The 15,028-nt window shown below is 62.2% G+C and carries 9 protein-coding genes; 7 read left to right on the forward strand and 2 right to left on the reverse strand.

The features are described from left to right. Window positions 1–15: 15 nt before the first annotated feature. Together QMG46_RS05285 and QMG46_RS05290 are read right to left on the reverse strand one after the other, a co-directional pair. Window positions 16–1,068 (reverse strand): LacI family DNA-binding transcriptional regulator, encoded by a 1,053-nt coding sequence (locus tag QMG46_RS05285; RefSeq protein WP_281851442.1) that lies wholly within the window; start codon window positions 1,066–1,068, stop codon window positions 16–18. Window positions 1,069–1,136: 68 nt separating this feature from the next. Beyond that, a complete protein-coding gene (locus QMG46_RS05290; RefSeq protein WP_281851443.1) occupies window positions 1,137–2,423 on the reverse strand; it encodes a sugar MFS transporter in 1,287 nt (428 codons plus the stop codon). A gap of 472 nt (window positions 2,424–2,895) precedes the next feature. On the opposite strand from QMG46_RS05290, the gene glk reads away from it, so the two are divergent. From glk to QMG46_RS05325, 7 genes are all read left to right on the forward strand, one after another. Next, a complete protein-coding gene (gene glk / locus QMG46_RS05295; RefSeq protein WP_281852810.1) occupies window positions 2,896–3,873 on the forward strand; it encodes a glucokinase in 978 nt (325 codons plus the stop codon). A 117-nt stretch (window positions 3,874–3,990) separates the two neighbouring features. Then, on the forward strand, window positions 3,991–6,732 hold the full coding sequence (locus tag QMG46_RS05300) for a TonB-dependent receptor (RefSeq protein WP_281851444.1): 2,742 nt from the start codon (window positions 3,991–3,993) through the stop codon (window positions 6,730–6,732). 94 nt (window positions 6,733–6,826) lie between these two features. Beyond that, window positions 6,827–8,647 (forward strand): glycoside hydrolase family 9 protein, encoded by a 1,821-nt coding sequence (locus QMG46_RS05305; protein WP_281851445.1) that lies wholly within the window; start codon window positions 6,827–6,829, stop codon window positions 8,645–8,647. 16 nt (window positions 8,648–8,663) lie between these two features. Beyond that, entirely contained in the window at window positions 8,664–10,973 is a 2,310-nt protein-coding gene (locus QMG46_RS05310) for a family 20 glycosylhydrolase (RefSeq protein ID WP_281851446.1), read from the forward strand. 8 nt (window positions 10,974–10,981) lie between these two features. Then, entirely contained in the window at window positions 10,982–12,043 is a 1,062-nt protein-coding gene (locus tag QMG46_RS05315; RefSeq protein WP_281852811.1) for an acyltransferase family protein, read from the forward strand. A gap of 64 nt (window positions 12,044–12,107) precedes the next feature. Next, window positions 12,108–13,835: an alkaline phosphatase family protein gene (locus tag QMG46_RS05320; protein ID WP_281851447.1), complete on the forward strand. Its 1,728-nt coding sequence runs from the start codon at window positions 12,108–12,110 to the stop codon at window positions 13,833–13,835. Between the two features lie 51 nt (window positions 13,836–13,886). Then, window positions 13,887–14,984, forward strand: a complete 1,098-nt coding sequence (locus tag QMG46_RS05325) for a glycerophosphodiester phosphodiesterase (RefSeq protein WP_281851448.1) — start codon at window positions 13,887–13,889, stop codon at window positions 14,982–14,984. The last annotated feature ends 44 nt before the right edge of the window (window positions 14,985–15,028 follow it).

The raw sequence follows: 15,028 nt of genomic DNA on the forward strand, positions 1-15,028 counted from the left end.
CGTTCGAACGAACGCTCAGCCCTTGCGTGGCGCGGAGCCGCGTGGCGGCGCGGTGGAGCCGCGGACCACTAGTTCCGGTGAAAAACCTTCGTTACTGGGAATCTCGGCGCTGCCGTTGTTCTTGCGCTGCAAGTCATCCATCAGGCGCAACGCGGCGTGACGGCCGATATCGCCGGTGGATTGGCGCGCGGTGGTGAGCGCCGGCCACGCCTGCTTGGAGAACGGGTTGTCCTCGAAACCGGCGATCGACAGATCCCACGGCACGTCCAGTCCCGCCGAGCGTGCCGCAGCCAGCACGCCGGCGGCAATTTCGTCGTTGCTGCCGAAGATCGCGGTAGGCGGCTCCTTCGATGCGAGCAGCTTGCGCGCGCGGCGAAAGCCATCGTCGAAGGCATAGCTGCCGGGCAGCACGATCTTCTTGTTGAGTGCGATGCCGTAATCCTTCAGCGCGTCCGAATAACCCTGGAAGCGCTCGGGGCTGGAACGGTGATGCTCCTCGCCCCACAGGAAACCGATGCGCGTATGACCGAGCTGGATCAGATGCTCGGTGATCGCATAAGCCGCATCGCGGTCGTCGACATAGACGCAGGGCGAGCCGTCCCTGGGATCTTCGCGCGCGGCGATGATGCGTACGAAGGTGATGTCTTCGCTTTTCAGCGTGGCGATCAGGTCGTCCTGCTCGGACATCGGCGGCGCCAGCACCAGGCCGGCCAGGCGCGAGCGCTTGACCAGCGAACAGAGCTCTTCGGCCAGGTCAGGCGCGGACGAATCGCAGGGATGAATCTGCAGACCGAAGCCGCGCTCGCGACATGCCGACAGCACGCCTTCCTGCATGCTGATGACGTAGTGCGCGTTCGGGTTGTCGTAGACCAGGCCGATTGCATAGGCGTGCGTACTGCGCAGGCCGCGGGCGGACGGATTGGGCCGGTAGCCGAGAGCTTCAATGGCGCGTTCGACTTTTTCGCGCGTGTCGGCACGCACGGAAGTCTCCCGGTTGATCACCCGGGAGACGGTCTTGAGCGATACGCCAGAACGCTTGGCGACGTCCTTGATGGTGGGGCTTTGCAACGGCAGAACTCCGGTAGCGCGGTTAACCGGGCATCGTAGCCCAGGCTTGGGTCATCGGGATGGCGGTCTCAGGTCCCGTGCTGGCCTACCCGGTGGCCGCGCGCGCCGTAGTAGAGGATGTACAGGTAGCAGGGCACCATCAGCACGGCGAACACCAGCTGGAAGTTGAAGTGCGCCTTCAGGTGCGCGAACAACTGCGGCAGGATCGCGCCACCGACGATGCCCATCACGAGCAAGGCCGAACCCAGCTCGGTGAATCGGCCCAGGCCCTTGATCGCCAATGGAAAGATCGCCGGCCACATCATCGCATTGGCGAAGCCCAGTGCCGCAACGAAGCCGACGGAGACATAGCCGTGGGTGACATACGCGCCCAGGGTAAACACCATGCCCAGTACCGCGGACAGCGCCAGATAGGACTGCTGCGAGATGACCTTCGGGATCAGCGCAAGGCCGGCCAGGTAGCCCACCAACATGCAGATGAGGGTGAACGACGTGAAGTGCGCGGTTTCGCCCGGGGCCAGACCGAAGCCCTGGCCATAGGTGCCGATAGCGTCGCCAGCCATGACCTCGACACCCACGTAGAGGAACAGGCACAGCACGCCCAGCCACAGGTGCGGAAAGCTGAAAATGCTGCCCTTGCTGTGGCCGATCGAGCGCTCGCTGTTGGCGCCGGACGGCTTGATTTCAGGTAGCGAGGAAAACAGGATCCAGGCGGCTACGACGACCAGCAGCGCAGCGAGTGCCATGTATGGCCAGAACACGCGCGATGCGAATTCAGTGAGCAAGGCATCACGCGAAGGGCCGACCTCCATGGCGCTTATCCGGCCCAGGAATGCATCGATGCCGCTCATCACCAGCGCGCCGAAGGCGAATGGCGCGATCGCGCCGGCCACCTTGTTGCAGATGCCCATCAGCGCGATGCGCTGCGCGGCGCTTTCGATCGGGCCGAGAATGCTGATGTACGGGTTGGAAGCCGTCTGCAGCAGCGACAGGCCCGCGCCGATCACGAACAGGCCGGTCAATGCGCCGGGATAAATGCGAATGCGCACGAACTCGCCGAACAGTGCCGCGCCGATCGCCATGATGAAAAGGCCCAGCACCATGCCTTTCTTCATGCCGGTGCGCTTGAGCACCGCGCCCGCGGGCAGCGCCAGCACGAAGTAGGACACGTAAAACGCAAACGGCACCAGGAAGGCGTTGATGTCGTCGAGCGTAAAGGCGACCTTGACGAACGAGATCAGCGGCCCGTTGAGCCAGGTGAAAAATCCCATGACAAAAAACAGCAGGCCGATGATCAGCATCGGTACCAGGCTGGATGTGCGCGGTGCGTCCGCGGTGACTGTTGTGGATGACATGATGCTTTTCGTGGCTCCCCGCCCATGGCTTTGGTAACGCTTAAAGATAGCCCGATGGGCCGACCTTCCCCAGGGGTGTTTTATCCGCGCTAACTAGCAACGTTGTCAATTGTTGTCCTTCGACGAGACATTTTCTGACGCCCGGCATCCGTGACGGATGACACGGGCCGGTTTTGGCCATGGCGCGATGCGCCAAAACCCTTGGCCCGTCACTATTGATCGATCTAAATGGCTTTGGGCTGCGGATTTGACCTGTATGGCCCAAAAACTGCCGGAGAATGATCATGCTGCACTGCAAAATAACAAATCGACCCGACTTCGAAATGTCCTGTTGACAACGTTGTCATCCGTTCGCAGACTCCGGCCGAACAAGGGTGCGTTTTACAAAAACGTTACGGGGATTTGACGGGGGTATGGCGTGGCGGACGTGGTCAACCACAGCAGGGCGAATGGGTCGTCACCGGCCGGCGCTATGTTTCTAGCGGCCGATGTGGGCGGTACCCATGCGCGCGTCGGCCTGGTGAGCCAGCGTCCAGGCGAACGCCAGACGATTACGGTGCACCAGTATCAGCGCTATGCCTGCGCGGACTGGCCGAGCCTTACTGCCGTCTTGAAGGATTTTGTCGCGCATCTGGACAACTCGGTTCGGGTCGACCAGTGCGCGGTGGCCAGCGCCGGCTATGTGCTGGGCGACGCCATCGTCAACGACAACCTGCCCTGGCCGGTGTCGATTCGCGATATCCGCGACAGCCTCGGTATCGATCAGCTGACCGTGGTCAACGATTTCGAAGCGGTGGCCTATGCCGCGCAGTTCCTCGCCCAGGCCGACACCACGCCGGTAATCGAAACCCGTGCCGAACCGGTCGAGGGGCCGGTGCTGGTGATGGGTCCGGGCACAGGGCTGGGTTCGGCGGTGCTGTTTCCAGGCAAGCCGCGCGCCAGCGTGCTGGCGACCGAGGCCGGGCAGATTTCGCTGGCGCCGGGCAATGCGCTGGAGATCGACATCCTGCGCTGGCTCGCCCGGGATCGCCCGCACGTGTCGTTCGAAGACGCCTTGTCGGGTCCGGGCCTGCTTAATCTTTATCAGGCGATCGCGCATCTGCGCGATCGCAGTGTTGCGCTGACTTTGCCGAGCGAGATTACCCAGGCGGCTCTCGACGGCAGCGATGTCACGGCCGTCGAGGCGCTGGATGTGTTCTGCGGCCTGCTCGGCAGCTTCGTCGGCGATCTGGTGCTGCTTTACGGCGCACGCGGCGGCGTATTTCTCGCCGGCGGCATCCTGCCGCAGATTCGCGAAAAGCTGCTGACCAGCAGTTTCGCCGAGCGCTTTTTCAACAAGGGCGTGATGCGCGCCTTCTTGCAACAGGTTCCCGTTCGGTTGATGGAACACGGCCAACACGGGGTGATCGGCGCAGCCGGGTTGTATCTGGATAGCCGGCCCATCCGGTAAGGAAACATCAGCCATGCAGCACGCTTTCGCATCGAACGATAAGCAAGCCAACAAGAAGCAGCACCGCAATCACGCCACTACCAACCGCTGTTGATTCGCCTCTGAGGGGAGGAAACCATGTCCTATCGAAAGACTCTACTTGCAGCCAGTATCGTCGCCAGTCTCTGTCTAGCCGGCAACGTGTTTGCCCAGGACACGGCACAGCCGACGCAGTCCAAGCAGCAGTTGGGGCCCGACGGCAAGCCCGTCAAGGACCTCAACACCGTCACTGTCATCGGTATCCGCGATAGCGAAGCCGAATCGCTGAACCTGAAAAAGGCTGCCGATTCGCACGTTGAAATCGTGACCGCCGAAGACGTCGGCAAGCTGCCGGCCAAGAACGTGGCCGACACGCTGCAGCGCTTGCCGGGCGTCAACATCAGCTCGTCCAGTGCGAGCGAAGGTGGCTTCGACGAAAGCGATCGCGTGAGCCTGCGCGGCACCAATCCCAGCATGACTCAGACCCTGGTCAACGGTCACACCATCGGCACCGGTGACTGGTTCGTGCTGAGCCAGGTGCAGACGGTCGGCCGCAGCGTCAGCTATAGCTTGCTGCCGTCGGAAATCGTCAGCGAAGTGGTCGTGCACAAGTCTTCCGAAGCCAAGCTGCAGGAAGGCGGTGCCGCCGGTACGGTCGACATCATCACGCGCAAGCCGCTGGAGTTCGCCAAGCAGTACACCACCCAGGTGTCTGTCGGTGGCGTGTATTCGGACCTGCCGAGCGACACCAAGCCGCAGTTCAGCGGCCTGTTCAATTACAAGAGCGACGACAATACGTTCGGCGTGATGGCGCAGGCGTTCTACGAGAAGCGCAGCCTGCAGCGCGACGGCCAGGAAGTGGTCGGCGGCTACAACAAGATCAATGCAACCGATCCGATCGCTGTGGCCCATCCGGACCTCGCGGGCGTCTACTATCCGAATGAAACTGGCCAGACGTTCTTCACCCAGACGCGTACGCGCAAGGGCGGTTCGATCGACCTCGAGTGGAAGCCGCTCGACAACCTGACGCTGAACCTCAACAGCTTCTACTCCAAGCTGAAGGCCGACAACTTCAACCGCAACTACATGATGTGGGCGAGCCAGTTCGTGCCGGGCGGCGTGGGCCTGCAGCCGGGTTACCAGGTCAAGGGCAATGTGCTGACCAACGCCAACTTCGCGGCGGTGCCGGGTAGCACCACGCCGTATGGCGTGTACGACCAGATCTCGCGTCCGGGTGCATCGTCCTCGTCCGCCTACACCACCCTGGACGCCGAATGGCGTGCGACCGACCACCTGACCTTCACCGGCCAGATCGGTACCACCCAGGGCAAGGGCGATAGCCCGACCCAGGATGTGAGCGAACTCGGTTTCGGTGCGGGCGCGGGTGCGGGTTGGGATATGCGCGGCACCGGCAAGCCGATCAACTGGTCCATGGGCGGCGACAACAGCTCACCGTCGGGCATCATTCCTTCGGCCGGCTGGATCTTTGGCGACCAAGACATCCACGTCAAGGACAAGGAAAACTTCTTCCAGGGCGATGGTTCGCTGGCGTTTGACGATATCCCGCTGTCTTCGCTGGATTTCGGCGTGCGCTACTCCACGCATACCCGCCAGAACAAGAGCGATATCGGCCAGGGCCCGGCCGGCGATTGGCAGAATCCGGCCAACTATCCGCAGTCGTGGCAGAACTATCCGGGCGGCTTCAATGGCGATCTGGGCGTTACCGCTCCGGGTTCGGTCTGGTATTACAGCCCGGCGCAGCTGGCCGCATTCGATCGCCTGTACACCACGCGTGATCCGATCGCCCGCTACAACTGGCAGAACATCTACAAGGTGAAGGAAGACGTCTACGCGATGTACCTGCAGGCCAACTTCACGGGTGACCGTTGGAGCGGCAATGTGGGCGTCCGTTACGTCCACACCAAGGACGACATCAACTACAACACCAGCTCGGTGTCCGACTTCACCGTTTCCGGCCCGTATACCGGCTCGGCCTTCGGCGACTACTACAAGAACAACTACAACAACGGCTCGGGCCGCTTCCTGCCCAGCGCCAACCTGAAGTTCAACCTGACCGACGACTTGCTGGCCCGTGTCTCGGCGTCGCAGACGATGACGCGTCCGGATTACTCGGCGCTGGCCGGTTCGTACGTGCTCGACGACCTGACCCACACCGGTACCGGCGGCAATCCGCAGCTGAAGCCGCTGATCTCGACCAACTTCGATGCGTCGATGGAGTGGTATTTCGCGCCGCGCGGCCTGGTGTCGGCGGGCGTGTACAACATGTCGCTGGACAACTACGTCAACTTCGGCAACCAGAACATCCAGTTCAAGGATGTGCAGGCCAGCACCAACGCCGGACACGATGTCTTCGCCACCTATCAGGTCAGCGTTCCGACCAACGTAGGCGGTAACGTCAAGGGCGTGGAGCTGAACTACATCCAGCCGATCGGCAACAACTTCGGCGTGCAGACCAACTACACCTTCGCCAGCGGCCATGCCGACGGCGGCGGTCCGTTGCAGGGCACTTCGAAGAACACCTACAACGTGTCGGGTTACTTCGAAAACGAGCGTTTCAACGCGCGCCTCAGCTACACCTATCGTTCTTCGTTCTACGCGGGTGTGAGCCGTTCCGATACGTTCTTCCAGGGCGGTATCGGTACGCTGGCGGCATCGGTCAGCTACAGCATCAACGAGTGGATGTCGATCGCGCTCGATGCGATGAACCTCAACAGTCCGAAGTTCAAGTACTACACCGTCAACCCCGCCTACGGTCGTCAGCCGTATGCGTTCTACGACAACGGTCGCCAGTACTACGTCAACCTGCGCTTCAAGTTCTAACTTTTAGGCAATCCTCCCCGCCAGGGCCCGGCACACTTGCCGGGCCCGATTTTTCTTCGCGGGGCCTGAAGACTCGCTGGGAAAGTCTTTCTGCATGAAGCATCGTTGCCGCGTCATCGCCGTACTCTGTGTCCTCGCCGCGCCAGGCGTAGAAGCCGCTACGTCGAAGATCCTGGTCGATCAGGTCGGTTACGACACGCAGGCACCCAAGCAGGCCGTGGTCATGCTGCAGGCCGCGGATGGTGCGAAGACCTTTCGCATTGTCGATGCCGATACCGGCAAACAGGTGCTGCAAGGCGAGCTGTCGGCAACCACGACCGTCGCTCACTGGCGCGATCGCTACGCCGTGGCCGATTTCAGTGCATTGAAGACGCCAGGGCATTACTACGTCGACGCCGACGGCAGCCATTCCTGGACTTTCATCGTTCAGGACAATGTGCTCGAACGCAACACGCTGTCCAATGTGATCTATTACTTCAAGGGTCAGCGCTCCAGCGGTCTGCTCGAGAAAGCCGATCGGCATCTGGCGCGCCCGGATGGGCAGCCCGGCACGCTCGATCTGCATGGCGGCTGGTACGACGCCACCGGCGACTACGGTATTCACTTGTCGCATCAGAACCCGACCAGCTACTTCAACACCCAGCAACTGCCGCTGGTGGCGTGGAGCTTGTTGCGTACCTGGCAGCAACTGGATGCGCGCCACGATCCGAATTTTCGTGAATACCAACGCCGTCTGCTCGACGAAGGGCTCTACGGCGCGGACTTCCTGGTGCGCGATAAGCGCCTGGACGGCTCCTTCTACCAATCCATCGACGGCTCGGGTGCTGCCAAGCTGCCACAGGATCGCCACATCGGCGATCCGAACTGGCGCACGCAGATCAAGCAGAAGCCCGGTGACACCACCGAACAGATTCAACAACCGGCACGTGGACCGCATGCTTTCGAGGCGAGCTTTCGCGCTGGTGGCGGCATGGCCATTGCGGCCCTGGCTCTGGCTGGCCGCATGGACGCCGAGGGTGATTACACACGCCAGGATTACCTGAAGGCTGCCGAAGACGCCTATCGCTTCCTCGACGCGCACAACAACGAGCTGACCAACGACGGCAAGGACAACATCACGGACGACTATTGCGCGCTGCTGGCCGCGGTGGAGCTGTATCGCAGCACGCACGACGAGGCATGGCGCAAGGCGGCCGATGCGCGTGCGGACAAACTGCTCGCGCGCCTGATCAGTCACGGGGGTTATCGCGACTACTGGCGCGCGGATGACGGCGTGCGACCGTTCTTTCATCCGTCGGATGCGGGCTTGCCGGTGATTGCCTTGACCGAGTACGCCAGCATCGTCGACGGCAAGCGCCTGGCGCAGGTTCGCGATACGGTCAAGCGTTCACTCGCCTTCGAGCTGCGCACGACTGCCGATGTCGCCAACCCGTTCGGCTACGCCCGCCAACTGGTCCGTAATAAACAGGGCGATCTGCGTACCGCGTTCTTCTTTCCGCACGACAGCGAAGCCGCGCCGTGGTGGCAGGGCGAGAACGCGCGCCTGGCATCGCTGGCCGCCGCAGCACGTCTGGCTGCACCGTTGTACAAGGGTGACCCCGCGTTTCAGCGTCAGCTGCAAGGCTATGCGTGGAACCAGCTGCATTGGATACTCGGCCGCAATCCGTACGACAGCAGCATGCTGATGGCCAGTGGGCACAATAACGCACAGTACATGTTCTTCGATTCCTACGCGTATACCAGCGCGCCCGGTGCGATCATCAATGGCATTACCAGTGGGCTGACGGATGAAGATGGCATCGCGTTCGACCTGGGCTATGCGCAAACCGGTAAGGACGACGACTGGCGCTGGACCGAGCAATGGTTGCCGCACGATGCGTGGTATCTCTTTGCCGTCAGCATTCCCCGCGATTAACGCCGTGAGAGTTTCGATGAGAACGATTCGCTACATGCTTTGCCTGGGCCTGCTTGGGCATGCCGTCATGGGGCAGGCCGCAACACACGCTGCCCCAACGCTCGATCTCATTCCGATGCCAGCACAGGTGGCAAAGGGGCAGGGCGCGTTCGAGGTGAATGCGCAGACGCCGGTCGTGATCGGCGCAGGCGATGCGCAAGCGAAGCTGAGCGCAGACTATCTGGTTGCGCAGCTTGCACAGGGCCATGGCCCGGCATTGAAAGTGCAGGACACGCCGGCCGGTGCGCCGGCAATCGTATTCAAGCGCGATGCCAGCGCGGCGGTCACCAGCCCGGAAGGCTATCTGCTCGACGTCACCCCGCAAGGCATTCGCATCACCGCACGCGACGATGCCGGCCTGTTCTATGGTGCGGTCACGTTATGGCAGTTGTTGACCGCTGCCGGCGACAAGAACGACGTGAAGCTTGCGGCAGTGCATATCCAGGATCAGCCGCGGTTTGTGTGGCGTGGTCTGATGCTCGATTCCGTACGTCATTTTCAGACGACCGATGAGATACGCACGATCATTGACCAGATGGCGCTGCACAAGCTCAATGTCTTGCATTGGCATCTCACTGACGATCAGGGCTGGCGCATCGAGATCAAGCGTTACCCCGAGCTGACCCGCATCGGCGCTTGGCGTACGCCGCCCGGCGCGGGCGCCGATGGTGAGCCCAAACAATACGGTGGTTTCTACACGCAGGATGAAATTCGCCAGATGGTGGCGTATGCCGCCGAGCGGCATGTGACGATCGTGCCGGAACTCGATATGCCTGGGCACGCGCAGGCGGCCGTGGCTGCCTATCCCGAACTTGGCGTTACCGGCAAGCGCCCGGCGGTGTCGACCGATTGGGGCGTCAATCCCTATCTGTACAACACCGACGAGCACACCGTGCAGTTCCTCGAGAACGTGCTCGACGAAGTGATGACCTTGTTTCCGTCGCAATACATTCACCTGGGCGGCGACGAGGCGATCAAGGACCAATGGCAGGCGTCCGCGCCGATCCAGGCGAAAATTCACGCGCTTGGACTCAAGGACGAGAACGCCTTGCAGAGCTGGATGATCGAGCACTTCGGCAAGTATCTGGCTGCGCATGGTCGCCGCCTGATCGGCTGGGACGAGATTCTCGAAGGCGGTGTGCCGCCGAGCGCCACGGTCATGTCCTGGCGCGGCATCAAGGGTGCGGTCGATGCGGCGCGGCAAGGCCATGACGTGGTGCTGTCGCCGGCACCGGATCTGTATTTCGATAGCGTGCAAAGCACGCGCGACGACGAGTTCTCCGGCCGCTTGCCGGCGATGGATCTCGCGCACATCTATGCTTTCGAAGCGGTGCCCAAGGAACTGAATGCGGCGCAGGCCAAACATGTGCTGGGTTTGCAGGCCAATGTATGGACGGAGCACCTGCCCACGATACGGCACGTGCAGCATGCGATCTTTCCGCGCATGGACGCCATCGCCGAAGCGGGTTGGTCGACCAAGAGCGCGCGCAAATGGAACAGCTTTGTCGCGCGGTTGCCTGCGCAGTTCGAGCGTTATCGCAGTGCAGGGGTGGAGGTGGCTGACAGCGCGTTCGCACCGTCATTCGATTTCGATCGCAATGCAGCCATCGCTACCGGTAAGGCCAAACTCAGTCTGAGCAATCAGGCGCACGCCGGCGTACTGCGCTATACGCTGGACGGTAGCGAACCGACCGCATCGTCTCCGCGCTATACGCAGCCGCTCGCCGTGAATCTGCCGACGACCGTGCGTGCTGCGACGTTCTCGACTGGCGGTACTGTTCTGGCGTCGGCGCGCGAGCGTATGCTCGACCGCGATAGCCTGCTCACCCGCAACAGCGGTGAGCTGCTCAATTGCCCAGGCAGCGATTTCACCCTGCGTGTGCAGCCCATGCCCGATGCCACCGGCGTCGCGCCGGTCTATAACCTCAACGTCTTCGATGCTTGCCGTCGTTATCCGACCGCGCGCCTGGATGGGGTGCAGTCGATTCGCGTCGATGTCGCGCGCTTGCCGCGCAACTATGCGCTGGCGCACGAGGCCAAGCTGGTGAAGTCGCATCCGGCAGCCACTGCCCATGGCGAGTTGGTGGTCAAGCGCGATCGTTGCGATGGGCCGATTGTGGCGACCTTGCCGTTGCCAGCGGTCGACGGACCGCGCAACTTCACTCTTCAGGGAGCGATGGCGCCGACCAAGGGCACGCACGATCTGTGCCTGATCTTTACCTCGCCCATCGAAGGCCCGCTTTACGCCATCGACAAGGCCGCGCTGCGAGTGGAACCCACACCGTGAGCGGAGTGTTGCGCCGGCTGGCGTCGGTCGATGCGTTACGCGGCTGCACGGTGGCGGCCATGCTGTTGGTCAACGACCCCGGTGATTGGGATCACGTCTATGGGCCGCTGGAACACGCGACCTGGCACGGTTGCACGCCAACCGATCTGATCTTTCCGTTCTTTCTGTTTGTGGTTGGCGTGTCGGTGGCGCTGGCGATCGAGCCGCGCATCGCGATGGGCGCGGACAAGGGCAGCCTGACACGTACCGCCTTGCTGCGCGCGTTGCGTATCCTGGTACTGGGCGTGGCGATCAATGTGCTGGCCTGGATGATCATGCCCGGTGCGCATCTGCGTTTTCCCGGTGTCTTGCAACGCATCGGACTGTGCTTCGCCGGGACGGCGCTGTTTGCGATCTACACCAGACCGCGTGTCCAGTGGGCAGCCATCGTCGCCATTCTGCTCGGCTATTGGGGGCTGCTGCTTGCGGGCGGTTCGCTTGAGCCTTTCATCAACATAGTCAGCCGATCCGATAGCGCGATCTTCGGTCGGTTCGTGTATCTGATCGACCCGGCAACGGGCCGTGGTCACGATCCAGAGGGACTGCTTGCGTCGCTGCCTTCCCTGGCAACCTGCCTGCTTGGGTTATGTGCTGGCCGCTGGCTGCGCGATGGGCAGATGAAACCGCTGTGGATCGCCGGTGTCACCGGGATCCTCCTGGGCGCGCTATGGTCGCTGCTGCTTCCGTTCAACAAGAATCTTTGGACACCATCGTTCGTGCTGTGGTGCGCCGGATGGGCAGCGCTGTTGCTGGGTGTATTTCATCAGCTGATTGACGAGCGCGGTTGGCCGGCATGGGGGCGCCGCTTCGGCGTCAACGCGGTGGCGGCGTATGCAGGCTCCGAATTGATGCAGATTCTGTTGCCGGGCCTGGGACTGCAAGAGCCGATCTACAACCACGCCTTTGCTGGCTGGATCACGCCCGTGGCAGGTGCCTATGTGGCGTCGCTGGCCTTCGCCGTGGTGTTCGTCGCGGTGTGGTGGGTCATCGTGTGTGTGCTCGATCGACGCCGGATATACATCAAACTGTAAGCAAGATCTTGCGATTCATGGGCTATGATCGGGCGCTTCACGGTTTCATGCCCGCGGGATATCCATGCGTTATCGCAGCTGCCTCGTTCTTTCTTTCGCCCTGCTGGCGGCTTGCGCCAGCCAGACAGTGACGTCGCCGCGGCCGGCCACGATCGACATTCCGGCCATCCAGCGTCCCTCGGGCGAGACAGCGCAATGGTGGTTCCGTAACGGCGCGGCGCAGGCCGCGCAGCACTCGGCGCAGGCGGTATCGACACAGAAAGCCAGGAACGTGATCGTCTTTCTTGGCGACGGCATGAGCATCACAACGATCGCTGCCGCACATGTGCTGGCCGGGCAGCGCAAGGGCGTGGACGGTGAAAGCTATCGCCTGAGCTTCGAGAGTTTTCCTTTCAGCGCGCTCAGCCGTACCTACGAAACCGATCAACAGACGCCCGATTCGGCCGGCACCATGACCGCCATCATGACTGGGGTAAAGACACGCGCCGGCTTTATCGGCGTCTCGCAGCTACCCAAGCGTCAGGACTGCGCCGCCAGCAAGGGCCAGGAACTGGTCACCACGCTGGAGCTGGCATCGGCTGCCGGCATGAGTACAGGCGCGGTCACCACCACGCGCATCACGCACGCCACACCGGCGGCGACGTACGGGCATTTGCCCGAGCGCAACTGGGAAGTCGACACCGCACTCAGCACGCAGGCGCGTGCCGATGGCTGCAAGGATTTCGCAGCCCAACTGGTCGATTTCCCAGCCCGCGCCGGTCTGACCGTGGCCATGGGTGGCGGTCGCACCGAGTTCATGCCCAGCAATGCCGCTGATCCGGAGTACCCGAACAAGCACGGCCAGCGCGCCGATGGACGCGACTTGCTGGCGGAATGGAAAGCCAGGTATCCGGGTGGTGCCTATGTGTGGAATCTCAAGCAGCTCGAAGCTCTCGATCTGGCGCATACACCGCAACTGCTCGGCCTGTTCGAGCCCTCGCATATGAACTACGAACACGATCGCCCGCATGACGCCGCGGGCGAGCCGAGCCTGGCGCAGATGACGACCAGCGCCATCGAGGTGCTCAAGCAAAACCCCAACGGCTTCTTTCTGATGGTCGAAGGCGGTCGTATCGACCATGCATTGCATGCGGGCAATGCCTATCGCGCGCTCGACGAAACGGTGGCGTTTGCCGACGCCGTACAAGCCGCGCTCGACCACACCGATCCGGCCGAAACCTTGATCGTCGTCACTGCCGACCATAGCCACACGCTGACGTTTGCCGGCTATCCCAAGCGCGGCAACGATATCCTAGGCCTGGTGGCCGGGCCGACCGACAGTTACGACGAAGAGGGCGGCCCGGGCCTCGCGCACGACGCCACTGGCAAGCCATACACCACGCTGAGCTTTGCCAACGGCAGCGGTTACACCGGTGCGAGCGATAGCCAGCCCGAAGGTTCCAAACGGTTTCCGCACGCGCCGAAGAGCTATCGCGGCAGCACCCAGGGTCGTCCCGATCTGACTCATGTCGCCGTCAACGATCCGAACTACCTGCAGGAAACCATCGTCCCGCTGAAGGAAGAAACGCACGGCGGCGAGGATGTGGTGATCTTTGCCACGGGGCCCGGTGCGTCTGCCTTCCATGGCGAGATGGAGCAGAACGCGATCTTCCACATCATCGTGCAACACGCGCCGCGCATCGGCGAGATGGCCTGCCGCCTGCAGGCGTGCAATGCCGATGGTGTGCCGGTCGACCGGCCTATCTATGAGGCCTGGTTACGGCAAGTCAGCAAAGACGCTCTTTTGCGCTGACTGTCACAGAGTTTTCTTACCCTGGGCGCGAAACGCCCATGGAGTCCTTGCATGAAATCGTTAAGCTGGGCCATCGCCCTCACCGCCGGGATTCTGGTCATGTCCGCCCCTCTTGCTGCCAAGGAAGCGCCCATTGCGGCCAAGGTGCTGGTCATCGGCCACCGTGGCGCCAGCGCGCTGCGCCCGGAGCACACACTGGCCTCCTACAGCAAGGCGATCGCCGATGGTGCCGACTTCATCGAGCCGGATCTGGTGATGACCCGCGACGGTGCGCTGGTCGCCCGGCACGAAAATGAAATCAGTGGCACCACCGATGTCGCCAAACACCCGGAGTTCGCGGGGCGCAAGACCACCAAGAGCGTCGACGGAAACAACGTCACCGGTTGGTTCACCGAGGACTTCACGCTGGCGGAACTGAAAACCCTGCGTGCGCGCGAACGTCTGCCGCAGTTTCGCAGCACGCAGTACGACGGCCAGTTCCAGATTCCGACGCTCGACGAGATCATCGATTTCGTAGCGGCGCAGTCCGCGACCTATGGGCGTCCCATCGGCATCATTCCCGAGATCAAGCACGGCACCTATTTCCAGAAGATCGGTCTGCCGATGGAGCAACGCGTACTCGGTACGCTCGATGCACATGCCTATACCCGCACGGCGCCGGTGGAAATCCAGTCCTTCGAGATTACCAACCTGCGTTACCTGCGCGGCAAGCTCGGCAAGAACCATCCCAATATCCGCCTGCTGCAGCTGATCGATGACGCCGACACGCAGCCGTTCGACGTGGTCGTCGCAGGCGGCAAGCTGCGCTACGCGGATATGCTCACGCCGGCGGGATTGCGCGACATCGCCACGTACGCCGATGCGATTGGCCCAAACACTCGCGCAATCATTCCATTGGCAAGCGATGGCAGCCTGGGCGAGCCCACGTCGCTTGTGCACGACGCGCATGCCGCCAAACTCGAAGTGCATCCCTATACGTTTCGCCCCGAGAATCATTTTCAGGCGAAGAACTTCTGGCAGGGCACGGATCCGAAGCAGTTCAACGAGAACGGCTCGGTGGCCGAAATCCGCGCCTATCTCGATGCCGGTATCGATGCTTTCTTTACCGACGATCCTGCCTTGGGTCGGCGCGCACTGGACACGCGATAAGTTTACGACACGCGCCTGTCATGGCCTTGTAGCGCGCAACCGCA

The sequence above is a fragment of the Dyella sp. GSA-30 genome (assembly GCF_027924605.1).
Classification (GTDB): Bacteria; Pseudomonadota; Gammaproteobacteria; order Xanthomonadales; family Rhodanobacteraceae; genus GSA-30.